The following is a 24,085-nucleotide window of genomic DNA, read 5'->3' as shown; positions in this document are numbered from 1 at the left end:
CGCGGGGGCCCTCACGGTGCGTCCACCGTGCCGCCCCACAGCGGCTGGATGTCGCGGGGAGGTGCGAAACGGGTGCGGCCGAGGACGTCGGACACCTCGCGCACCCCGCGGGCCAGGGTCGTCATCAGCTCGGCGAGATCGGAGCGGCGGTCGGAGTCGTCGACGGCGACCAGATCGGCGGGATCGACGCGACGCAGTTCGGCGATCAGGTCCTCCACGGTGCGCTCGACCGCGGCGGAGCGGATCTCGTCGGGCAGCGACACGAAGTCGTCGCGCAACCGGCCGAGCTGGTAGATCATCGAACGCGGGTTGGTCTCGTCGAACATCGCCAGGACCAGCACCGACCGCAATCGCACCACCCCGCGGTTGCGGCGGCGGTAGATGACGGCCGATTCGTTGGCGACGAGGAACGCCTCGAGCAGCGCCTGCTCGATCTCCGGGTCGTGAGCGTCCACCAGCGTCGTGCGCGTGATGTCGGCGAGCACCAGCGCCCGCTCGATGCGTCGTCCCGCGTCCATGAACAGCCACCCCGGATCGTGCACCATCGACTCGGCCTGCAGACCCGCGAGCGCCAGCAACCCGTGCAGCATCGCCTCGTGGGCGTGCGCGAGGTCGTCGACGTCGACGCTGCTGTCGTCGGGCGCGTCGGCGGCGACGGTGTGGGCGAGATCGGCGAGCGCCCGTTCGATCGTGCCCAGCACCATCCAGGTGCTCGTCGACATCTGGTCGCGGGCCGCGCGGGCCGCGGCGACCAGGCGGTCGACGGCGTGGGCGATCGAGCCGGGTGTCGACCGGGACATGGTGAGTCGACCGAGTGCGGCGAGCGCGAGGGTCGCGTCGCCGACGGTGGTGTGCCCGGAGTCGACGGGGGGCAGCGGCCCCAGCCGGCCCGCGGTGGCCGTGGTCGTGGCCACGCCGGCCAGGAACAGCGGCAGGGCTCCGGTGCCCGGCATCCAGGGTCGGTGGTCGCGGGCCTGGTAGCGCTCGCGGGCGACCGCGGTGAGGCGCACCGTGAGCTCGGCCCGTTCGCCGTAGCGACCGAGCCAGAACAGGTCGGCCAGCACACGCGGCGAGGTCGCCGACCGGTCGACGCCGAGTCCGGTGGTCGGTAGCGACACCGGCTGCACCGATTCCGCGACACGGGTGGTGTCCCCGACCCCGTCGGCGTTGGTCACCCAGACGTCCTTGGCGGCCACGGCCCGCATCGTCGACCCGGCCGGTCCCGGTTCCAGCACCTGCCCGAGTCCGCCGGGCATCACGCTGTACCCCGAACTCGACGACACCGCGAAGGTGCGGATCGCGACCGGTGCGGCGCGCAGTCGCATGCCTGCGCCCGGCGCGGCCGGGGCCATCGACGGGGCCACCGAGAACCCCTCGGGGCGGCGGGCCACCCACTGCCAGGGGTCGGCGTCGATGCGGTCACCGACGGTGTCCCGCTGCGCCGACGACAGCTCGGGTCCGAGGAACTGTTCGCCGGTGCGGACGTTGTCGATCACGAGCTCGAGAAGATCGGCGCGGATCTTCGATCGGTCGAGATCGTCACCGGCCCAGTACGTCTCGACGGGGCGCAGCAGCAGGTCCTCGTCGAGCAGTGCCCGGGCGAGACGCTCGGCCACGGTGTGCAGCGCGGGGTTCTCGAGGACCCCGCTGCCCAGGGTGTTGACGACGGTGACGCTGCCGCGCGCGATCGCCTCGACCAGTCCCGCGACCCCCAGCCGTGAGTCGGTGCGCAGGTCGAGCGGATCGCAGAACGCGGCGTCGACGCGCCGGAGGATCACGTCGACGCGTTTGAGACTGCCCAGCGACCGCATGTAGACGACGCCGTTGACGACGAGCAGATCGGCCGACTCCACCAGCGGGAAGCCCAGTTGTGAGGCGACGTAGGCCTGGTCGAACGCGGTCTCCGACAGCGAGCCCGGGCTGAACACGACCACCGTCGGGTCATCGACGCCGGGCGGGGCGTGGTCGAACAGGGCGAGACGCAACGTGCCGGCGAAGGTGGTCATCGCCCTCGGCCCCACGCGACCGAACGCCCCCGACAGTGCGCGGGAGGTGAGGCGACGGTCGGCGATGGCGTACCCGATACCCGACGGGGCCTGGGTGTGATCGGCCCACACCACCGGGGAGCCGTCGGCGGTGCGCCCGATGTCGGTGGCGTGCAGGAACAGTGCGTGGGGGCCGGGGTTGCCGAGACCCGCCGCCTTGCGGATGTAGCCGGGATGCCCGAACACCATCTCCGGCGCGACGAGGCCCGAGGTGAGTGTCCGACGTTCGCCGTAGATGTCGACGAGCAGTCGGTCGAACAGCATCGCGCGTTGCGCCACCGCGGATTCCAGGGCCGCCCACTGTCCGCCGTCGACGACGAGCGGCACACTGTCGAGCTCCCAGAGCTGTGCCGGTTGCGGCGACGCGGTCGGCGACGCCACCCGATCTCCGGTCGGGGTGTAGGTGATGCCCTCGTCGGCGACCATGGTCCGCAGACGGGTCGCGGTGCGCGTCAGGCCGGCCTCACCGGTGCGCGCGACGCCGTCGACGAGGCCGTCCCAGTGGGGACGCACGGCACCGTCGGCGTCGATGAGTTCGTCGTACGGGATCGACGCGTCGGCGCCGCCACCCCGTATGCGATCGGGGTCGAAGAGTCCGAAGCGGTCGGATCGATACCGATCGACCACGGCCGAGACCTGCGCGGGTCGCCCGGAGGGCGGCGAGGGTGGGTGCACCGAGGTCACCGCAGGACCGTACGCGCCCGCCGCAGGTCGAGGATCGTCGGCACGCCCAGGTCGGTCGCGAGGCGTGCGGCCATCTCGCGCAGCGCCGCGGTGTCGACCGGGCCCGGGGTGTGGCCGATCGCCTCGAAACGGCCGTTGCGCCGCGATTCGGCCTCGACGGCGTTGACCGGCGGCCGCTCGTAGGCCCGGCCGCCCGGATGGATGACGTGGTAGGTCGCACCGCCCACCGACCGGCCCGAGAACGTGTCGACCATGTCGAACACCAGGGGTGAGTCGATCCCCACGGTCGGGTGGAGCGCGCTGGGGGGCTGCCAGGCCCGGAACCGGATGCCCGCGACACGTTCGCCGGGGCGACCGGTCGGCGTCAGCGGCAGCGGGAAACCGTTGCAGGTGAGGATGAACCGGTCGTCGTCACTGCCCTGTACCCGTACCTGCACGCGCTCGATCGACGAGTCGACATACCGGGCGGTGCCGCCGGCGGTCGACTCCTCGGCGAGGACGTTCCACGGCTCGATCGCCCCGCGCAGCTCGATCTCCTGGTCGCGGATCTGCACCGTGCCCAGGCGCGGGAAACGGAACTCGGTGAACGGGTCGAGCCACGCGGTGTCGAACTCGTGGCCCGCCTCACGCAGGTCCTCGGCCACCTGCGCGATGTCGGCGATCACGTAGTGCGGCAGGAGGTGCTTGCCGTGCAGGTCGGCGCCGTGGCGGACCAGTCGACCACGGAAAGGGTGGTCCCAGAACCAGGCCACCAGACTCCGCACGAGCAACGACTGCACCATGGCCATCTGATGGTGCGGCGGCATCTCGAACGCCCTCAGTTCGAGCAGCCCGAGGCGTCCGCGCGCGGAATCGGGGCTGTAGAGCTTGTCGATGCAGAACTCGGCCCGATGGGTGTTGCCGGTGATGTCGGTCAGCAGATGCCGCAGCGCACGGTCCACCGTCCACGGGCTCGCGTCACCGTCCTCGCCGGTGAGACGGTCGATCTCGGCGAACGCGATCTCCATCTCGTAGAGCGCACTCTCCCGCCCCTCGTCGGCGCGGGGCGCCTGCGAGGTGGTGCCGATGAACCGGCCGGAGAACAGGTACGACAACGACGGGTGGCGCTGCCAGTAGCTCAGCATCGACACCAGCAGGTCGGGTCGACGCAGCATCGGCGACGCGGCCGCGGTCGATCCACCGAGGGTGATGTGGTTGCCACCACCGGTACCGCCGTGGCTGCCGTCGAGATCGAACGACTCGGTGCCGAGTCGGGCCAGGCGTGCCTCGCGATAGATCGTCTCCAGCAGGGTCGACTGCTCGGCGAACGACGCCGTGGGCTGGATGTTGACCTCGATCACCCCGGGATCGGGGGTGACGGTGAGCGACTGCACCCGCCCGTCGGCGGGCGGTCCGTAGCCCTCGACCACCACCGGTCGACCGATCGCGGTCGCCGCGGTCTCGATCACGCTGACGAGATCGACGAACTCCTCGAGCCGTTGCGTGGGCGGGAGGAACACGTAGAGGATGTCGTCCCGGATCTCGGCGACGAGGGCGGTCCGGGGAACCGGACGGTCCTCGGGCTCGTCCTCGATGCTCTCGTCGGTCTCGGTCTCGGTCTCGGTCTCGTCGGTGCCGTCGGTGTCGTCGGTCACCGTGTCGTCGGCGTCGTCGGTCTCCTCCGGCTCGTCGTCGTCGGCGGCGACAGCCGGTGCGGGGGCCAGGGGTGGCGCGGTGACGCGCAGCGGAGCGGCCGGCGCCGTCGGGTCGGCCTCGAAGGTGACCGGCGCCGGACCCCACGACAGCGAGTCGAGCGGGAGTCGGAGACCCGCGGGGCTGGTGCCCGCGGTGAGCACCAGGCGACCGCGTCGGGTGGTCCAGGCCGCGCTCTCCCAGGCGGTGTCGTCCTCGGTACGGCTCACCGGCAGCACGTGCGCGGTGGGCGCGGTGACCGGTTCGTCCAGCCGTGCCAACAGTTCCCGACGCGCGGCGGTCCCGTCGTCGGTCGGCGTGAGGTCGCGTCCACGTCCGCGGAATCCCGCCGTCGGGTCGTCGTCGTCGGCGTCGGGTTCGGTGGTGACCGCGGTCGGTTCGCCCTCGGGGCTGCGGAGCAGCTCGGCCAGGCGCAGCAGAGGGTCCTCGAACGCGGGCTGCACGGCGTCGCGGGTGACGCCGATGGCGTCGGCGACCGCGGCCATGAACGCCCCGGTGACCTCGGCCGAGCCCGCGTCGGGACGGGTCACCGACGTCGACATCGACCCGGCTGCGGTCTCGGCGTCGGCCCACGGGTCGGCCAGCAGTTCCGGCTGATGCCACAGCGCCTCGCCGTCGGTGCGCCAGAGCAGACCGATCTGCCAGCGCGGCAACGGTTCTCCCGGGTACCACTTGCCCTGGCTGCGCTGCACGAGCCCGGTCGGCGCGTAGATCGGACGCAGCCGACCGGCCAGGACCGACGCCAGTCGTCGCTTGTCGGGTCCGTCGGCGGCGGTGGTCCATTCCGGCGCGGTCTGGTCGTCGATCGACACGAACGTCGGCTCGCCACCCATCGTCAGACCGACGCCGCGCTCACGCATGCGGGTGTCGACCACGGCCCCGAGGTCGACCACCCGGCGCCACTGATCGTCGGTGTAGGGCAACGTGACCCGCGGATCCTCGTGGAAGCGGGTGACGACGTTGGAGAAGTCCATCGTCGCGTGGCACGGGCCCGTCGCACCGGTGATCGGTGCCGCCCCGCCCGGCGACGGCGTCGCGGCCAACGGGATGTGGCCCTCGCCGGCGAACAGACCCGACGTCGGGTCCATGCCGACCCACCCGGCTCCGGGCAGGTAGACCTCGGTCCACGCGTGCAGGTCGGTGAAATCGGCCGACGGTCCCGACGGGCCGTCGATCGACTTCACGTCGGACGTCAGCTGGACCAGGTACCCCGAGACGAACCGCGCGGCCAGCCCGAAGCGGCGCAGGATCGCCACCATCAGCCAGGCCGAGTCGCGGCACGATCCGATGGCGCTGGTGAGCGTGTACTCGGGACTCTGCACGCCGGCCTCGAGGCGGACGGTGTAGTTCACGTCGTCGCGCAGTGCGCGGTTGACCGCGACCAGGAAGTCGATGATGCGGATGGGGCCGGTCGGGCGGTGATCGGCCACCCACTGCGCAACGGTGGGGCTGTCGTCGTCGCCGACGTCGCCACCACCGACGCTGTGGCGGCCGGGCGTGGTGTCGGTGACCGGTCGCAGATACGCCTCGAGGTCGGTGCGCATCGCGTCGGGATAGGTGAACCCGAAATCCTCGGCCCAGTCCTCGATGAAGAAGTCGAAGGGGTTGATCGAGGTGAGGTCGGCGACCAGACCGACGGTGATGCTCAGCGACGTCGTCGGCTCCGGGAACACCAGCCGCGCCTGATAATTCGCGAATGCGTCCTGCTGCCAGTTCACGAAGTGACCGGCCGGCTCGACGGAGAGCGTGTACGCCTCGATCGGGGTCCGGGAGTGTGGCGCGGGGCGGAGTCGGACCACGTGGGGATACACCTTCACCGGCCGGTCGAAGGAGTAGCTCGTCCGGTGTTCCAGTGCCACCTTGATGGTCAACGCCGTGTACCCCTGTCCGTCACCTGCGGCCGCGTCGCGAACCGACGCCCCGCAGACGATCCCATCACAGATCCGGGGTCGTCGCCGCGCGCCGACGGGCCAGCAGACGGTGCACCGCGAGCACGCAGACCCCGGCCACCACGATGCCGACCATGTTCACCGCGAGCTGTGCCGTCGACTCCGCCGCGACGCGCCACTGACCCAGCGTCGCGGCCACCACCGCGTACCCCGCGGCGGGCACGGTGGTCACCGAGATGAACACCCCGACCAGTGCGGCCGACTTCGCCGACACCAGGGAGAGCATCCCCGCGGCCCCGGCGAGGATCGCCACCACCAGCGAGAACGGTCCGACCTGGTAGATGAAGTCGACCTGGTCGGCAGAGGTCACGTCGGTGATGTCGACGGTTCCGGTCGCCTCGCCGAGGACGGCGGCGAGGCCGGTGACGACCATGGCGACCGGGAACCCGAGGAGCAGCGCGTAGACCGATCGGCGCGCGAGGTCGAAGCGACGCCGGACGAACCCGACGGCGATACCGGCGAGCGGCCCGAACTCGGGCCCGACGACCATGGCGCCGACGACCGTCACCGGCGAATCGGTGATGACACCCACCGCGGCGAGGAGGCACGCCAGGGTCAGAAACGTGACGAAGGTGACGCTGAGCGTCGCGTCCTCACGCGTCCGACGGGTCAGTTCCTCCCAGATGATGGCGTCGTCGGGGTCGCCCGGCGCGTCCTTCTCCGCACGCACGGCCGCATCGGAGATCACCGTGTCGAGCGGCTCCATGGTGATGGCGCCGTCGTGGGTGAGCCCCAGAGCGAGCAGGTCGTCGAGGACGTCGTTGACCGCCTCGCGGGTGATGTCGGCCTCCACCAGATCGCCCGCCGGTTCGACCGCCGCACCCGGATGGACGATCAGGTGGGTGACACCGACCGCCTCACGCAGCAGGGTCACCACGTCGCCGGCGCAGTGGTCCGGCGCGATGATCCGCAGGTGCAACACAGGTGGGGAGTGTCGATCAGGAAGTGGCGGGAGGCGGCGTCTGCGCCTGCGCCGCGGGCTTCGGCGGCGGTGCGTCGATGCCCGACTCCTTGCGCTGCGCCGGGGTGATCGGTGCGGGGGCCTCGGTCAGCGGGTCGACGCCGCCACCGGACTTCGGGAAGGCGATGACCTCGCGGATCGACCCCTCGTGGGCCAGCAGCGCGGTGATGCGATCCCAGCCGAAGGCGATGCCGCCGTGCGGCGGCGCGCCGAACGCGAAGGCGTCCAACAGGAATCCGAACTTCTCCTGCGCCTGCGCGTTGTCGATGCCCATGAGCGCGAACACCCGCTCCTGCACGTCCCGGCGGTGGATACGGATGCTGCCGCCACCGATCTCGTTGCCGTTGCAGACGATGTCGTAGGCGTAGGCGAGTGCCGAACCCGGATCGGCCTCGAGGTTCTCGAGCGACTCGGGCTTGGGCGAGGTGAACGCGTGGTGCACCGCGGTCCACGCTCCCGAGCCCACGGCGACGTCGCCGGTGGCGGTCGCGTCGGCCGTCGGCTCGAACAGCGGGGCGTCGACGATCCAGGTGAAGGCCCAGGCGGCGGGATCGATGAGGTCGAGCCTGCGGGCGATCTCGCCGCGTGCGGCGCCGAGCAGCGCGCGCTGCGCCTTGGTCGGTCCGGCGGCGAAGAACACGCAGTCGCCCGGCTTCGCGCCGACATGGGCGACGAGCCCGTCGCGCTCGGCATCCGACAGGTTCTTGGCGACGGGTCCGCCGAGCGTGCCGTCCTCGCCGACGAGCACGTACGCGAGGCCCTTGGCACCGCGCTGCTTGGCCCACTCCTGCCAGGCGTCGAGCTGGCGACGGGGCTGACCCGCCCCACCGGGCATCACGACGGCGCCGACGTACTCGGCCTGGAAGACACGGAACGGGGTGTCGGAGAAGAACTCCGCGCACTCCACCAGTTCGAGCCCGAACCGCAGATCCGGCTTGTCGCTGCCGTAGCGGCGCATCGCCTCGGCGTAGGTCATCCGCGGGATCGGGGTGGGCACGGTGTACCCGATGAGCTCCCACAACGACACCAGGATCTCCTCGGCCAGGGCGATCACGTCGTCCTGGTCGACGAAGCTCATCTCCACGTCGAGCTGGGTGAACTCCGGTTGCCGGTCGGCGCGGAAGTCCTCGTCGCGGTAGCAGCGGGCGATCTGGTAGTACCGCTCGAGGCCGCCGACCATCAGCAGCTGCTTGAACAGCTGCGGGCTCTGCGGCAGCGCGTAGAACGACCCGGGACGCAGGCGCGCGGGCACGAGGAAGTCGCGGGCACCCTCGGGGGTGGAACGGGTCAGGGTCGGGGTCTCGACCTCGACAAAGTCACGGGCGCCGAGGACCGCGCGGGCGGCGGCGTTGACCTTCGAGCGCAACCGGATGGCGGCGGCGGGGCCCTCACGGCGCAGGTCGAGGTAGCGGTACTTGAGGCGCGCCTCCTCACCGGGGGACTCGTCGAGCTGGAACGGCAGTGCCGCCGACTCGTTGAGCACGGTCAGTTCCGAGGCGTTGATCTCGATGCCGCCCGAGGCGAGGTTGGCGTTCTCACTGCCTTCGGGGCGGGTCTCGACGACCCCGGTGACCTGCACGCAGTACTCGGCGCGCAGGCGATGGGCGATGTCGGCGACCTGTTCGTCGCGGAACACGACCTGCACCAGGCCCGAGCTGTCCCGCAGATCGATGAAGATCACGCCGCCGTGATCACGACGACGCGCCACCCATCCGACGACGGTGACGGTCTCGCCATCGTTGTCGGCTCGCAGAGATCCGGCGAAATGGGTGCGCAGCACGGGCTTCCTCTCATGGAAAAAGGTGACGCCGAGGGTCGCCTCGACGGTCGTGATCCTACGTAGGATCATCCTCCGAACACGAATGCGTTTCGCAGCCGTGCGCAGCCGACAGGAGAGCGATGACGTTCCAGGGTGACGGTCCACTCGACACCAGCGGGGTCTCCGGCGGCGGTGGCGGCGGACGTGGCCGCATCGCGCTCGGCGGCGGTGCCGGCCTGATCGTCGCGATCGTGGCGGTGCTGTTCGGCGTGAATCCCGGTGACATCCTCGGCGGTGACGGCGGTTCGACGCCCAGCGTCTCGTCCGGGTCGTCGGGGACGAACACCGGCATCCAGAGCCAGATCGACAGCTGCACCATCGCCAAGGCCAACACCGACACCATCTGTCGGATCGTGGCCACCACCAACAGCCTCGACAAGGTGTGGCCGACCCTCGTCGACGGGTACACCAAGCCCAAGACGGTGATCTTCGCCGACGCGATCACCACCGGGGGCTGCGGTTCGGCCACCTCCGCGGTCGGACCGTTCTACTGCCCCGGCGACAAGACCGCGTACTTCGATCCCACCTTCTTCACGACGCTGTCCGATCAGCTCGGGGGCAGCAACGCCCCGCTGGCCCAGGAGTACGTCGTCGCCCATGAGTTCGGGCACCACGTGCAGAACCTGCTCGGCAACATGGACCAGGCGCAGCGGCTCGGATCCCGCGGCGCCACCTCGGGTTCGGTCCGCCTCGAACTGCAGGCCGACTGCTACGCCGGCGTGTGGGCCGAACACGCCGACAAGGGCCCCGACGCGATGCTGGAACCGCTGACCAGTGAGCAGATCGGGGACGTGATCACCACCGCGAAGGCGATCGGCGACGACACCCTCTCGGGCCGCAACGACACCGAGGGATGGACACACGGCTCGGCCGAACAGCGCGTGCGCTGGTTCACCACCGGCTACCGCTCCGGCGACCCCGCGAGCTGCGACACCTTCTCCACCAACCGCCTCTGAAACCTCAGTTGGGCACGTAAAGACGCCTGTTGGGCACGTAACGACCCCGGTTGGGCACATAAAGATGCCAGTTGGGCACGTAACGACCCCGGCTGGGCACGTGACGCGCCGGCTGGGCTACGCGGCACGCGACGGAGCGATCCGGTGCCCAACTGCGGTCATCACGTGCCCAACTGCGGTCGTTACCTGCCCAACTGCGGTCGTTAGCTGCCCAACTGCGGCCGGTCTGATTGCATGGGCTCATGACCGGTCCCGAGACGCCCCGCACCTCCACCGCCATCGACGCGATCGCCGACGATTTCCTCGCGCGGTCGTGTGCCGCCGATCCGGTGTTCTCCACCCTCACCGGCGTGCGCGGCAACGACCACGCACTCACCGACTACTCCCCCGACGCGATCGCCGAGCGGTCGGACCTGGCGCGCGAGGCCCTGCGCGCCCTCGCCGCAGCGACCCCGGTCGACGACGTCGACCGGGTGACCGTCGCGACGATGACCGATCAGCTCGGCCGCGGACTCGCCGTCGACGACGCCGGTCTCCGGGTCGGCGAGGTCAACGTCATCGAGTCGCCGCTACAGGCGATGCGGGACGTGTTCGACCTCATGGGCACCGACTCCGACGAGGATCGATCGGTCCTGCTGTCGCGCGTTCGCGCCATCCCGGAGTGCGTCGAATCGATCGTGGCCGGTCTGCGTGCTCGGGTGGGGCACGGTGAGCCCGTGGCACGGCGTCAGGTCGAGCTCGTCGCCGCCCAGTCGGGCGAGGCGGTCGACGCCATCTGGACGAACGTGGCCACCGCGCTCGCCGGATCGTCCACTTTCGCCGAGGACTTCGACCGCGCCCGACCGGCGGCCGCCGAGGCCTTCGATCGCCTGCGCGAGGTGCTCACCACCGAGGTGCTCCCCCACGCCGTCGAGCGCGACGGTGTGGGCCGCGACCGCTACCGGCTGCACTCGGCGGAATTCGTGGGCACCGACCTCGATCCCGACGAGTCCTACGCCTGGGGCCTCGACCACCTGCAGTCGATCGTGGCCGAGCAGGAGACACTGGCCGAGCAGATCGCACCCGGTGCCGGGGTCGCCGGTGCGCTGGCCGCCCTCGACGACGACCCGCGGTACCAGATGACCGATCGCGACGCCTTCGTCGCGTGGATGCAGGATCTCTCCGACCGGGCCACGAGCGGACTCGCCGGGACCCACTTCGACATCCCGGACGGTCTCACCGCGCTCGAGTGCCGTCTCGCGCCGTCGGCGGTCGGGATCATCTACTACACGATGCCCAGCGAGGACCTCACCCGTCCCGGCCGCATGTGGTGGTCGGTGCCGCCGGAGCAGACGGTGTTCCACACCTGGCAGGAGACGACCACCGTCTTCCACGAGGGTGTGCCCGGCCATCACCTGCAGTTGGGCCAGGCCATGATCAGCCCCGAACTGAACCGGTGGCGCAAACTGGCCTCGTTCACCTCCGGGCACGGGGAGGGCTGGGCGCTCTACGCCGAACGGCTGATGGACGAACTCGGCTGGCTGACCGACATCGGCGACCGGATGGGGATGCTCGACTCGCAACGTCTGCGCGCCGCCCGCGTCGTGGTCGACATCGGCGTGCACTGCGGGTTGACGGCCCCCGACTCGGTCGGCGGCGGCATCTGGGACGCCGACAAGGCGTGGCGGTTCCTGTGCGACGCGGTGGCGATGGACCGCAACGTGCTGCGCTTCGAGCTCAACCGCTACCTCGGCTGGCCGGGCCAGGCGCCGTCGTACGCACTGGGGCAGCGGGTGTGGGAACGCACCCGCGACGACTACCTGCGCGCGAACCCCGACCGCACACTGCGCGACTTCCACTCGCGCGCACTGCGATTGGGCGGGGTGAGCCTCGACGTGCTCCCGAGCGGCGTGGCCGGGACCACCGACTAGGGCGTGATCAGCCGACCGTGGCGACCACGTCGTCGACGACGGTGTCGAGGGCGACGGTGCGCTGGGACCCGTCGGCGAGATCCTTGATCTCGATCTGACCCGACTCGAGTTCACGATCGCCGAGCACCAACGCGAGTCGCGCGCCCGACCGGTCGGCACCCTTCATGGCGCCCTTGAGGGCCCGACCGCCGTAGGCGATGTCGATGCTGACGCCCTTGGACCGCAGTTCCCCCGCGATCACGACGAGACGGTCGAGCGCCGCCTCCCCCATCGGGACGCCGTAGACGCGACACCGCGCCGAGGTGGTGTCCGGGACGGCCTCGGCGTCGAGGGCGAGAACCGTGCGGTCGACGCCGAGTCCGAACCCGATGCCCGACAGTTCCTGCTTGCCGCCGAGCTGACTCATCAACCCGTCGTAGCGTCCACCGCCACCGATGCCCGACTGCGCGCCCAGCCCGTCGTGGACGAACTCGAACGTCGTCTTCGTGTAGTAGTCGAGACCCCGCACCAGCCGCGGGTTGACCTCGTAGGCGACGCCGAGCCGATCGAGGTGACCCCGCACGGCCGCGAAGTTGTCGCGCACCGAATCGGAGAGGAAGTCGATCATCAACGGGGCGTCGGCGGTGGCCGCCTTGATCTCGGGTCGCTTGTCGTCGAGGACACGCAGCGGGTTGATCTCCGCACGCCGACGCGTCTCTGGGTCCAGGTCGAGTCCGAACAGGAACTGCTGCAACGCCTCCCGGTAGGCGGGACGGCAGGTGTCGTCGCCGAGGGTGGTGATCTCGAGACGGTAGCCGCGCAGGCCACAGCGGCGGAACCCCTCGTCGGCGACGGCTATCACCTCGGCGTCGAGAGCGGGGTCGTCGACACCGATGGCCTCGACGCCGACCTGCTGCAGCTGGCGGTACCGACCGGTCTGCGGCTTCTCGTAGCGGAAGAACGGGCCGTGATAGCTCAGTTTGATCGGCAGCTGCCCGCGGTCGAGCCCGTGTTGCAACACCGCCCGCATGACCCCGGCCGTGCCCTCGGGACGCAACGTCACCGAGCGGTCACCGCGGTCGGCGAAGGTGTACATCTCCTTCGACACCACATCGGTCGACTCCCCCACACCCCGCGCGAACAGCGCGGTGTCCTCGAACACCGGCAGTTCGATGTGGGAGTAGCCGGCCAGTCGCGCCGCACGCGTCAGCTCGTCGCGGACGGCGAGGAACCGGCTCGAGTTCGGCGGCAGATAGTCGGGGATGCCACGCGGCGCCTGGAACACAGAGCTCACAGTCCGTGTCGTCCTTTCCTCGGTCCGTTCTCGGCGCTGTCGTCGACGCCGGGCAGGCCGGCGAGGAACGGGTTGACCGCCCGCTCGCGCCCGACACTGGTCTGCGGCCCGTGTCCGGGCAGCACCTGGGTCTCGTCGCTACGGGTCAACAGCGTGGTGGCGATGCTGCGGAGCAGCTGCTCGTGATCGCCCCCGGGCAGATCGGTACGCCCGATCGACCCCGCAAACAGTACGTCGCCGGAGAAGCAGACCGGTAACGTGCCGTCGCCGGTGTCGGCGAGGGTCGACAGCAACACCGACCCCCGTGTGTGGCCGGGCGCGAGATCGACGTCGAAACCGATCCCCGCGAGGTCGACCGGCTCGCCGTCGACGAACTCGATCACCTTCTCCGGTTCCCGGAACACGATCCCGCCGATGACCGACGCCAACGCCGGCCCGATCCCCGACGCCGGATCGGCCAGCATGTGCCGGTCGGCGGGGTGGATGTAGGCCGGGATCGAGTACTCGTCGCACAACACCGCGGCGTCCCACGTGTGGTCGAGGTGACCGTGCGTGAGCAGCACGGCGACCGGTGTCAGGGAGTGCTCGGCGAGCAGGGCGCGCACGCTCGCCGCCGAGTCCTGGCCGGGGTCGATGATGACGGCCTCGGAACCGGGACGGTCCGCGACCACGTAACAGTTGGTCGCGAACATCCCCGCGGCGAAACCGGTGATCAACAACGTCTGCTCCTTCGGTCGATCGGTACATCATCGCAAAGGCCGCTGTGAACGGTGCTTTCCCGCCGCGGCCATGGGACACGCCCGGCGCCCGCACCCACCCCTGAGAGGTGTTCACAGGGTCGGCTGGCAGACTCGCAGGCGGCAGAGGTGGCTGACGTCACCTCCTCACGAGCCGTGCGTCGACGACGCACACGGCGTCCCAGTGGTCATCGATGGAGGTATCGCGGCTGTGCCCAGCGACCCAACCGGCAAAGACAACGCTTCGGACAACACGTCGAACGAACCCGAGGTCGGCGGTGAGCAGATGACCAACGAGCAGCGTCGGGCCGAGGCCAAGCGCAAGCTCGAGCACCGGCTCGGGACGCAGCAGGCCGCCGCGCGACGCCGCAAGATCATCGTGGTCACCACCTCCGTGGTCGTCGCCGTGGCCGTCATCGCCACCGTCGGCACGTTGGTCACCAACAAGGTGCTCGACGATCGTGAGAAGGCCCGCTACACCGCGTGCGCCTACACCCCGACCCCCGCCGACGCGAACCCGTTCTCCCAGCCGCCGCAGATCCCGCCGAACCTCAGCGGTGAGCAGTTGGCCCGGGCCAAGCAGTTCGTCGCCGACTTCACCGCGGGCAAGTCCAAGCAGCGCACGGCGAAGGTGCCGGCCGACCGTCAGCTCAAGAAGGGTGATCTCACCGCGACGCTGACCACCAGTCAGGGCACCATCCCCATCGAGCTCGATCGGGCGTCGGCGCCGTGCAACGTGGCCGCCGTGGCCTCGCTGATCGATCAGAAGTACTACGACAACACCGAATGCCACCGGATGACCGAGGGTGGCACGGGCAAGATCGCCGTGTTGCAGTGCGGCGACCCGACCGCGACCGGCGCCGGCGCGCCCGGGTGGACCAGCCCCGACGAGTTCCCCACCGATCTCAAGGCCGTCCCGCAGGACCCGCAGATGGCGTCGCTGGGTGTGCCGGCCTCGGTGGTCTATCCCCGAGGCACGGTCGCGATCGCCAACAGCTATCAGCCCGGTCAGGGCGGCCAGGCCTCGGGCGCGAACACCGGTTCGGCGCAGATGTTCCTGGTCATCAACGACAGTGAGCTCCCGGCGAACTACAGCGTCATCGGCAAGGTCGACGACGCCGGGCTCGCCGTGCTCGACAAGGTCTACAAGGGTGGACTCACGCCGGGCATCCGACCCTCACAGGATCCCACCACCGGCGCGGTCACCTACGCACCGACGCCGGGCGACGGCAAGCCGAAGCTCGCTGTCGAGATCGAGAAGGCCACCGTCAGCTGAGCGGTCGCGTCGACCGGCCGACCCGGGGTCGGACCGGTCGCCGCACGCCGCTAGGACGCCGACGTGACGCGGTAGACGTCGTAGACACCCTCGACGTTGCGCACCACGTTGAGCACGTGGCCGAGGTGCTTGGGGTCACCCATCTCGAAGGTGAACTTGGAGATCGCGACACGGTCGCGGCTCGTCGTCACCGACGCCGAGAGGATGTTCACCCGCTCGTCGGCGAGCACGCGCGTCACGTCCGACAGCAGCCGGGACCGGTCGAGCGCCTCGACCTGGATCGCGACGAGGAACACCGACGACGGTGACGGAGCCCAGGTGACGTCGATGATCCGCTCGGACTGCTGTTGCAGCGCATCGGCATTCGTGCAGTCGGTGCGATGGACGCTGATGCCCCCACCGCGGGTCACGAACCCGAGGATCTCGTCGCCGGGCACCGGCGTACAGCACTTGGCGAGCTTCGCCACGACACCCTCGGCACCGGGCACCAGGACCCCGGCGTCGCCGGTCTGTCGCGTGCGCGTCGGCATCGTCGACGGCGTCGACCGTTCGGCCAGTTCCTCCTCGGCGTCGTCGAGACCACCGAGTGCGGCGACCAGTCGACCGACGACGTGGCGGGCCGACACGTGGCCCTCGCCGATGGCGGTGTAGAGCGCCGAGACGTCGGCGTAGCGCAGTTCGGTCGCGATGGAGCCCACCGACTCCGCACTCATCAACCGCTGCAACGGGAGTCCGCCGCGGCGGACCTCCTTGGTGATCGCGTCCTTGCCGGCTTCGAGCGCCTCCTCACGACGCTCCTTGGCGAACCACTGACGGATCTTCGTCTTCGCACGCGGCGAGACCACGAAGCCCTGCCAGTCGCGCGAGGGCCCGGCGTTGGGCGCCTTGGAGGTGAACACCTCCACCACCTCGCCGTTCTCCAGCGTGCGTTCCAGCGCGACGAGGCGACCGTTCACGCGGGCACCGATGCAACGGTGTCCGACCTCGGTGTGCACCGCGTAGGCGAAGTCGACCGGGGTCGAACCGGCGGGCAGCGTGATCACGTCACCCTTGGGTGTGAACGCGAAGATCTCCTTGACCGCAAGGTCGTAGCGCAGCGACTCGAGGAACTCGCCGGGGTCGGCGGCCTCCCGCTGCCAGTCGAGAAGCTGACGCATCCAGGCCATCTCGTCGATCTCGTTGGCGTCGTCGACGTGCTTGGCACCGTTGCGGCCGCGGGTCTCCTTGTAGCGCCAGTGCGCGGCGATACCGAACTCGGCGGTGCGATGCATGTCGCGTGTGCGGATCTGCACCTCCAGCGGCTTGCCCTCCGGACCGATCACGGTGGTGTGCAACGACTGGTAGACGCCGTAGCGCGGTTGGGCGATGTAGTCCTTGAACCGGCCCGCCATCGGCTGCCACAACGAGTGCACGACACCGACGGCGGCGTAACAGTCCCGGATCTGCTCGCACAGGATGCGCATGCCGACCAGGTCGTGGATGTCGTCGAACTCCTTGCCCTTGACGATCATCTTCTGATAGATCGACCAGTAGTGCTTCGGGCGTCCCTCGACGGTGGCGTCGATGCGGGATCCGTTGAGCGCCTTGGTGATCTCGGTGCGCACCTTCGCGAGGTAGGTGTCGCGCGACGGGGCGCGGTCGGCGACGAGGCGCACGATCTCCTCGTAGCGCTTGGGGTGCAGGATCGCGAACGAGAGGTCCTCGAGTTCCCACTTGACCGTCGCCATCCCGAGCCGGTGGGCCAACGGCGCGATGACCTCGAGGGTCTCGCGGGCCTTGCGCGCCTGCTTCTCCGGCGGCAGGAACCGCATGGTGCGCATGTTGTGCAGCCGGTCGGCGACCTTGATGACCAGCACCCGCGGATCGCGCGCCATGGCGATGATCATCTTGCGGATGGTCTCGGCCTCGGCGGCATTGCCGAGGGCGACCTTGTCGAGTTTGGTGACGCCGTCGACGAGATGGGCGACCTCGTCGCCGAACTCCGCGCCCAGCGCCTCGAGGCTGTACCCGGTGTCCTCGACGGTGTCGTGGAGCAGCGCCGCGACCAGGGTGGTGGTGTCCATGCCGAGGTCGGCGAGGATGGTCGCCACGGCGAGCGGGTGGGTGATGTACGGGTCACCGGACTTGCGGAACTGACCGTCGTGGTACTGGTCGGCGATGTCGTAGGCGCGCTGCAGCACCGCGACGTCGGCCTTGGGGTACAGATCGCGGTGCAGGGCGACGAGCGGCTCGAGGACCGGACGGATCGGGTTGCGGGTGGCGGTCATCCGGCGCGCGAGGCGGGCGCGCACGCGGCGCGAGGTCGACGATCCGACCGGCGCGGAGGTGCTCACCGCGGGATGGGGGTCGGTGTCGGTGGCGACGTCGAGCGACGCCCCGTCGGTCTCGCGCACGTCGGGCTGATCGGTCACACGCACCTCCTCGACTCGCCGACGGAACACCGTCGTCCGGTGGTCGCGGCGCTGGTGGCGATGGTAGTCCTCAGCCGGTGGTGAGCGCGGTCAGCGTCAGATCCGGGTGCGCCGAGGTGACCGCGGCGCGGCCGGGCAGACCGTCGATCTCCATGACCACCGCGGCCGAGGCGACGATCGCACCGGCGTCGAGCAACAACCCGATGGCCGCGTTGAGGGTGCCGCCGGTGGCGAGTACATCGTCGACGACGAAGACCCGCCGCCCGCGCAGGTCGATGCCGTCGGCCGGGATCTCGAGCGACGCCGAGCCGTATTCGAGGTCATAGGTCGCCGAGTGGACCGGCGGTGGCAGCTTGCCCGCCTTGCGGACCGCCACCACACCGAGACCGCTGTGCAGCGCGATCGCGCCCCCGAGGAGGAAACCTCGGGCGTCGATACCGGCGACGAGGTCGACGTCACCGGACACCGAGGCCAGGGCGGCGGTGACCGACGCGAGGCCGGCCGGATCGGCGAGCACGGGCGTCAGGTCCTTGAACTGGATACCGGGCGACGGGAAATCGGGCACCAGTCGCGTGTGGTCGGCGATCGCCGTCCGTGCGCGTTCGATCGTCTCGGTCATCGGGTTCGGCGACGCTTGCCGGACGGGCGATCCTCCGAGCCGGCCGACCTCGACGTGGCCGACGCGGTGGCCAGCTCCGGCTCGGTGAGACCGGCGTCGATGCGCACCCGGCACGCCAGGACCTTCTCGGTGTGCTTCTTGATCTCGCCGCGACGCTCCTTGAGCGTGACCAGCAGCGGGGTGGCGAAGAAGATCGACGAGTAGGCACCGACCACGACACCGACGAGCTGGATGAGGCCGAGGTCCTTGAGCGTGCCCACACCCAGCAACCACACGGCCACGATCATCAGCGAGATGATCGGGAGCACCGAGATGACCGTGGTGTTGATCGATCGCATCAGCGTCTGGTTGACGGCGAGGTTGGCCTGCTCGGCGTACGTCCGGCGGGTCGTCTTGAGGACCGCCCGCACGTTCTCCTCGACCTTGTCGAACACCACCACCGTGTCGTAGAGCGAGAAGCCCAGGATCGTCAGTAGGCCGATGACGGTCGCCGGGGTCACCTCGAAGCCGACGAGCGAATAGACGCCGGCGGTGCAGACGATGTCGAAGATCAGCGAGGCCATGGCCGCGGCCGACATCTCCCGGTCGAAGCGGACTGCGATGTAGATCAGGACGATGACGAGGAACACCGCGAGCGCGATGAGCGCCTTCTCGGTGATCTCACCGCCCCAGGTGGAGCTGACGTCGGAGGAGTTGATGTCGTCGGCGGTCAGCTGGGGGCCGAACCGTTCTACGAGTGCGGCGGTGATCTTCTCGGTGTCGGCCTGCGACAGCGTCGAGGTACGGATCTGCACGGTCGCGCTCGATCCGGACCCGGCGGTCTGCACCGTCTGCGGGTCGGTGCCCATGGCGTCGGAGAACGCCTTCTCGACCGCCGAGGTGGAGGTCTGCGGGGTCGAGGCGAACGAGATCTGGGTACCGCCCTCGAAATCGATGCCGAGGGTGAATCCGCGGAACACGATGCTCAACACGCAGATCAACATGATCACGGCGCTGACGATGTACCACATCTTGCGTTTGCCGACGATCTCGAACGCGCCGGTGCCGGTGTAGAGGCGACTGAGCAGCGAGTGGCGCCTGGCGATCTCGTTGTTGCGGGCCTCGCTGGCGCGATCGTCGGTCGGGGTGTCGAACCCGGTGGTGTCGTCGCTCATCAGACGCTCTCCTTCTGCGACGCGGCGGCACCGGCACCCGAGCGCGCGGCGGCCAGACGGCGTTCCTTCGCGACCTCGGAGACACCCCCCAGACCGTTGACCGATGGTTTGGACAGGAACGACGACCGACTGGCCAGCGCGACCAGCGGATGCGTCACGAGGAAGACCACGACGAGGTCGAGGATGGTTGTGAGTCCGAGGGTGAACGCGAATCCGCGGACCTCACCGATGGCCAGGAAGTAGATGGCGGCGGCGGCGATGAAGCTGACCGCGTTGCCCGACCAGACGGTGCGGCGGGCGCGGGCCCAACCGCGGGGAACCGCGGACCGGAAGCTGCGGCCCTCGCGCATCTCGTCCTTTATTCGTTCGAAGTAGACGACGAACGAGTCGGCGGTCATGCCGATACCGATGATGAGGCCGGCGATGCCCGAGAGGTCGAGTGTGAAGCCGATGTAGCGGCCCAGCAGGACCATGATGCCGTAGACCATGATCCCGGCGACGATCAGCGACAGCATCGTGAGGAATCCGAGCATGCGGTAGTAGAGCAGCGCGTAGAGCAGCACCGCGACGAGACCGATCGCACCGGCGATCAATCCGGCGCGCAGCGACGACAGGCCCAGCGTGGCCGAGACGGTCTGCGCGTCGGACGACTTGAACGACAACGGCAGCGACCCGTACTTGAGGACGTTGGCGAGGTCCTTGGCGCCGGACTGCGAGAAGCTACCGCTGATCTCGGTGGTCGGCGTGGTGATGGCGCCCTGGATCTGCGGTGCGCTCACCACGCGCGAGTCGAGGGTGAACGCGGTCTGCTTGCCGATGTTGGCGCCGGTGTACTTGGGCCAGAAATCGCGCGCGGCGTTACGGAACTCGACCTGCACGATCCACGCGCCACCCTGGGAGCTGGTGGTGGCGGTCGCGTCGGCGATGTCGCGGCCGTCGATGATCTGCGGCGCGAGGAGGTAGACCTGCGCACCGTCCTGCGAGCACGCCACGAGGTACTGGCTGGGGTCGTCGTTGCCCTGCAGCGGGTCGGTGTTGCGCGGGTTGCAGTCGGTCTTGGCCATCTGCGCGGTCAGCTTCGACACGGCCGCCTGGTTGGCCGCGGCGTCGCCGCCGGGAGCCTGGCGCAGCGCCTTGGCGGCGGCGATCGCCTGTGCCGCGGTCTGCCCCGCCGGCGTGGGTGTCGCCTGCTGCGGGGTCGCGGGCTGCACGTTCTCCACCGGGCGGACGTAGAGGCGCGCGGTCTGTCCCAGTGTCCGGGCCTGACGGCCGTCGGTGCCCGGGACGGTGATCACGAGGTTGTTGCCGTCGGTGATCACCTCGGAGCCGGAGACACCGAGGCCGTTCACACGCTGCTCGATGATCTGCTTGGCCTTGTCGAGCTGGTCCTTCTGCGGCGCGCTGCCATCCGGCGTGCGCGCGGTGAGGGTGACCCGGGTACCGCCCTGCAGGTCGATGCCCAGTTTCGGTTCGGGCTTGCCTCCGCCGGTGAAGAACACCAGTGCGTAGACGATGACCATCAACAACAGGAAGACGCTCAACAACCGCACAGGCGGGATCTCACGTTTGGACGGTGCCACGGGTGCTACGACTCCTCGGATGGACTGTTTCGCCACCGGTTGATCCCCGGCGGCCCGCAGGACAGGCTACGTGGCCGGCCGGGGTGGTTTCGATCAGCTGTCGCTGTCGGCCTTCTTGTCGAGCGTGATCGGACGATCGACGTCGGCGTCGAAGCCGGTGTCGTCGTCCTCGTCGAACGCGTCGGCCGGCGTGGTGTCGGCGCCGGGGAACGATCCGGCGAGATCGTCTGCGTGCACGACCTCACGGACCGCGAGGCGGTTCCAGCGCACCACGACCCCGGGCGCCAGCTCGAGGTCGACGACGCCGTCGGCGAGGCCGACCACGGTGCCGTACATGCCCGAGGTGGTCTGCACGCGGGCACCGGGCTGGAGAGCGTCCTGCATCTCCTGGACCTGGGCGGCGGCCTTCTTCTGACGGCGCACGGACAGGAACATGAAGCCGACGAGGACGACGAGGACGATCGGGAAGAGCAGTTCCATGGTGGTGGGTCAATCCTTGGTGTTGTCCGGCTGTGCGGGTGGCAGCGGCCGGGTCGGGACGGTCACCGCCGCAACTCCCACGTGTGCGTGGGGCAGACGGTGCGCGGGGGCGTGGCGGCCGCCACGCTCGATCATCCAGTGTGCCATCTCGACGGCGAGCCCAGACAATCTTCGCCCGCCGGGAAAGAACCCGGTCGCTCCCGGGCGCGTCCGGGCGTCAGAACTCGGGACCGAACAGCGAGTCACCGTCGTCGCGGACCCGCACGCCGAACGAGGCGTTCAGCGCGCCCGCCGGCGGGGTGAGATCGAGATGGTGCCAGGCCGCGGCCGTCGCCACCCGTCCCCGGGGGGTGCGAGCGATCATCCCGGCCCGGACCAGGAAGGGCTCGCACACCTCCTCCACGGTCGCCGGCTCTTCACCCACGGCGACCGCGAGCGTCGACACACCGACCGGCCCGCCCCCGAAGCCCTTGACCAGCGCACCGAGGACGGCACGGTCGAGGCGGTCGAACCCCAGCTCGTCGACGTCGTAGACCCGTAGCGCCGCACGTGCCACCTCGAGGGTGACGCGTCCGTCGCCGCGGACCTCGGCGTAGTCGCGCACCCGCCGCAGCAGGCGGTTGGCGATACGTGGGGTCCCGCGGGAGCGCCCCGCGATCTCGGCGCCCGCCTCGTGGTCGAGGCGCACCCCGAGGATCCCCGCCGACCGGGTGATGACCCGCAGCAGTTCGGAGGGCTCGTAGAACTCCATGTGCGCGGTGAACCCGAACCGGTCGCGGAGCGGACCGGTCAGTGACCCCGAGCGGGTGGTCGCCCCGACCAGCGTGAACGGGGCGACGTCGAGCGGGATGGACGTGGCCCCGGGTCCCTTGCCCACCACCACGTCGACCCGGTAGTCCTCCATCGCGAGGTAGAGCATCTCCTCGGCGGGACGGGCGATGCGGTGGATCTCGTCGATGAACAGGACGTCGCCCTCGACGAGGTTCGACAGCATCGCGGCGAGGTCGCCGGCGCGTTCGAGGGCGGGTCCCGAGGTCACCCGGATGGCCGCGCCCATCTCGCCGGCGATGATCATCGCCAAGGAGGTCTTGCCCAGTCCCGGTGGCCCCGACAGCAGGATGTGGTCAGGCGTGCCTCCGCGACCGCGGGCACCGGCGAGCACCAGTTCGAGCTGTTCACAGACCCGTGGCTGGCCGATGAAGTCGGTGAGGCTGCGCGGGCGCAGGTTGGTGTCGAGATCGCCGTCGGAGGTGACGGTGAACGGGCTGACGTCACGATCGTCGGTGGACGAACCGGGGTCGCCGGCGCCACCGAAGGCGTCCTCGCTCATCGCGCGCCCCGGCCGAGCGAGGCCAGCGCGGTGCGCAGCGTGCGGGCGGAGTCGGCGTCGGGTTCATCGGCGAGGACCGCGGCCACGGCGCGTTCGGCGGACGGCGCGGGGAAGCCCAGACCGACGAGGGCCTCGACGACCTGATCGCCGACGCTCATCGAGGCCACGACACCGGCACCCGAGTCCGGTGTCGCGCCCGTCCGGTCGACCTTGTCGCGCAGCTCGACCACGAGCCGCTCCCCGACGCGCTTGCCGATACCCGGGACCGTGCACAGCGCCTTGACGTCGGAATCGGCCAGCGCGCGCCGCAGCGCCGCGGGCTCGAGCACCGCGAGGGTGGCCATGGCGAGACGGGGCCCGACCCCGGTGACGGTCTGCAACAGTGCGAACAGATCACGCGCGTCGGGTTCGGTGAACCCGTAGAGCGTCATCGAGTCCTCGCGCACGATCATCGCCGTGAGCAGCGTCGCCTCGCTCCCCCGCTGCAACGACGACAGCGTCGACGGAGTCGCGAGAACGCGGTAACCCACACCGCCGCAGTCGATCACGACATGGTCGAGCGCGATGTGCAGGACGGGGCCGCGTACCGATGCGATCACCGTGGGGTCCTGTTCGCGGCGACCTTCGCGCGACGGTCGGCGTCGGCCGCGGCGGCACGCGCGACGGCGGCCCGGGCCGCGGCCACCTGCACCGCGGCACGGGCCTCGGCGGCGGCGAGCCGCTCGGCGATCGGACCTCGCCAGCAGTGACATATGGCCAGGGCGAGGGCGTCGGCGGCGTCGGCGGGCTGCGGCTTGGTCTGCATCCCGAGGATGCGGGTCACCATCGTGGTGACCTGCGCCTTGTCGGCGCGACCGCTGCCGGTGACGGCGGCCTTCACCTCACTGGGAGTGTGGAAGCGCACCGGGATGCCGTGCTGAGCCGCGGCGAGCGCGACGACGCCGCCGGCCTGCGCCGTCCCCATGGCGGTGCTCACCTGGTTCTGCGCGAAGACCCGCTCGACCGCGACGACGTCGGGGCGGTGGGTCTCGATCCAGTGGACCGCCGCGGAGTGGATCGCGAGGAGGCGTTCGGCGAGATCCATGTCCGACGGTGTGCGCACGACATCGACGTCGAGAGCGGTGACCGCCCGGCCCCCACCGGACTCGACGAGTGCGATACCGCACCGGGTCAGGCCGGGATCGACTCCCATGACACGCACGCATTCTC

The 24,085-nt window shown here is 70.0% G+C and carries 17 protein-coding genes; 3 read left to right on the top strand and 14 right to left on the bottom strand.

All coding sequences use genetic code 11. The features are described from left to right. Nucleotides 1-11: 11 nt before the first annotated feature. The 4 genes from OG579_RS01730 to aspS form a co-directional block, all read right to left on the bottom strand. Nucleotides 12-2,720: a circularly permuted type 2 ATP-grasp protein gene (locus tag OG579_RS01730; RefSeq protein ID WP_408068791.1), complete on the bottom strand. Its 2,709-nt coding sequence runs from the start codon at nt 2,718-2,720 to the stop codon at nt 12-14. A 5-nt stretch (nt 2,721-2,725) separates the two neighbouring features. Further along, complete coding sequence (locus OG579_RS01725) at nt 2,726-6,292, bottom strand: transglutaminase family protein (RefSeq protein WP_328857852.1); 3,567 nt, start codon at nt 6,290-6,292, stop codon at nt 2,726-2,728. 64 nt (nt 6,293-6,356) lie between these two features. After that, nucleotides 6,357-7,292 (bottom strand): DUF389 domain-containing protein, encoded by a 936-nt coding sequence (locus OG579_RS01720; protein WP_055788686.1) that lies wholly within the window; start codon nt 7,290-7,292, stop codon nt 6,357-6,359. A 16-nt stretch (nt 7,293-7,308) separates the two neighbouring features. Beyond that, nucleotides 7,309-9,111, bottom strand: a complete 1,803-nt coding sequence (gene aspS, locus OG579_RS01715; RefSeq protein ID WP_328859124.1) for an aspartate--tRNA ligase — start codon at nt 9,109-9,111, stop codon at nt 7,309-7,311. A 119-nt stretch (nt 9,112-9,230) separates the two neighbouring features. Between aspS and ypfJ the strand changes: the two genes are divergently transcribed. After that, nucleotides 9,231-10,106, top strand: a complete 876-nt coding sequence (ypfJ, locus tag OG579_RS01710; protein WP_328857851.1) for a KPN_02809 family neutral zinc metallopeptidase — start codon at nt 9,231-9,233, stop codon at nt 10,104-10,106. A 242-nt stretch (nt 10,107-10,348) separates the two neighbouring features. Further along, nucleotides 10,349-12,016, top strand: coding sequence for a DUF885 domain-containing protein (locus tag OG579_RS01705; RefSeq protein ID WP_328857850.1), 1,668 nt, complete (start codon nt 10,349-10,351; stop codon nt 12,014-12,016). A gap of 7 nt (nt 12,017-12,023) precedes the next feature. On the opposite strand, the gene hisS is transcribed toward OG579_RS01705, so the two are convergent. Beyond that, entirely contained in the window at nt 12,024-13,289 is a 1,266-nt protein-coding gene (hisS, locus tag OG579_RS01700) for a histidine--tRNA ligase (protein WP_328857849.1), read from the bottom strand. Continuing rightward, nucleotides 13,286-14,008 (bottom strand): MBL fold metallo-hydrolase, encoded by a 723-nt coding sequence (locus tag OG579_RS01695; protein WP_328857848.1) that lies wholly within the window; start codon nt 14,006-14,008, stop codon nt 13,286-13,288. The genes hisS and OG579_RS01695 overlap by 4 nt, the downstream gene beginning before the upstream one ends. A gap of 229 nt (nt 14,009-14,237) precedes the next feature. Between OG579_RS01695 and OG579_RS01690 the strand changes: the two genes are divergently transcribed. After that, nucleotides 14,238-15,302 carry a peptidylprolyl isomerase gene (locus tag OG579_RS01690; protein ID WP_328857847.1) on the top strand — a complete coding sequence of 355 codons (1,065 nt, stop codon included), beginning with the start codon at nt 14,238-14,240 and terminating at the stop codon, nt 15,300-15,302. A gap of 50 nt (nt 15,303-15,352) precedes the next feature. Here OG579_RS01690 and OG579_RS01685 read toward each other — a convergent pair whose 3' ends face one another. From OG579_RS01685 to ruvC, 8 genes are all read right to left on the bottom strand, one after another. Beyond that, a complete protein-coding gene (locus OG579_RS01685; RefSeq protein WP_328859123.1) occupies nt 15,353-17,635 on the bottom strand; it encodes a RelA/SpoT family protein in 2,283 nt (760 codons plus the stop codon). 148 nt (nt 17,636-17,783) lie between these two features. After that, complete coding sequence (locus OG579_RS01680) at nt 17,784-18,332, bottom strand: adenine phosphoribosyltransferase (protein WP_045822599.1); 549 nt, start codon at nt 18,330-18,332, stop codon at nt 17,784-17,786. After that, the gene (secF, locus tag OG579_RS01675; protein WP_328857846.1) at nt 18,329-19,486 is read right to left on the bottom strand and encodes a protein translocase subunit SecF; all 1,158 of its coding nucleotides are present in this window, start codon (nt 19,484-19,486) and stop codon (nt 18,329-18,331) included. Before secF ends, OG579_RS01680 begins: the two co-directional genes overlap by 4 nt. Further along, nucleotides 19,486-21,006 carry a protein translocase subunit SecD gene (secD, locus tag OG579_RS01670; protein ID WP_328859122.1) on the bottom strand — a complete coding sequence of 507 codons (1,521 nt, stop codon included), beginning with the start codon at nt 21,004-21,006 and terminating at the stop codon, nt 19,486-19,488. Before secD ends, secF begins: the two co-directional genes overlap by 1 nt. A gap of 153 nt (nt 21,007-21,159) precedes the next feature. Next, on the bottom strand, nt 21,160-21,546 hold the full coding sequence (gene yajC, locus OG579_RS01665; protein ID WP_045822597.1) for a preprotein translocase subunit YajC: 387 nt from the start codon (nt 21,544-21,546) through the stop codon (nt 21,160-21,162). A gap of 217 nt (nt 21,547-21,763) precedes the next feature. Next, a complete protein-coding gene (gene ruvB / locus OG579_RS01660; RefSeq protein WP_328857845.1) occupies nt 21,764-22,876 on the bottom strand; it encodes a Holliday junction branch migration DNA helicase RuvB in 1,113 nt (370 codons plus the stop codon). Beyond that, on the bottom strand, nt 22,873-23,475 hold the full coding sequence (ruvA, locus tag OG579_RS01655; RefSeq protein WP_328857844.1) for a Holliday junction branch migration protein RuvA: 603 nt from the start codon (nt 23,473-23,475) through the stop codon (nt 22,873-22,875). Before ruvA ends, ruvB begins: the two co-directional genes overlap by 4 nt. Then, nucleotides 23,472-24,077, bottom strand: a complete 606-nt coding sequence (ruvC, locus tag OG579_RS01650) for a crossover junction endodeoxyribonuclease RuvC (RefSeq protein ID WP_203225430.1) — start codon at nt 24,075-24,077, stop codon at nt 23,472-23,474. Before ruvC ends, ruvA begins: the two co-directional genes overlap by 4 nt. Between the last annotated feature and the right edge of the window lie 8 nt (nt 24,078-24,085).

Source organism: Williamsia herbipolensis, from assembly GCF_036153515.1.
Lineage (GTDB): Bacteria > Actinomycetota > Actinomycetes > Mycobacteriales > Mycobacteriaceae > Williamsia_A > Williamsia_A herbipolensis.
The sequence above is the reverse complement of the archived record's forward strand: the minus strand, read 5'-3'. Positions and strand labels throughout refer to the sequence as shown.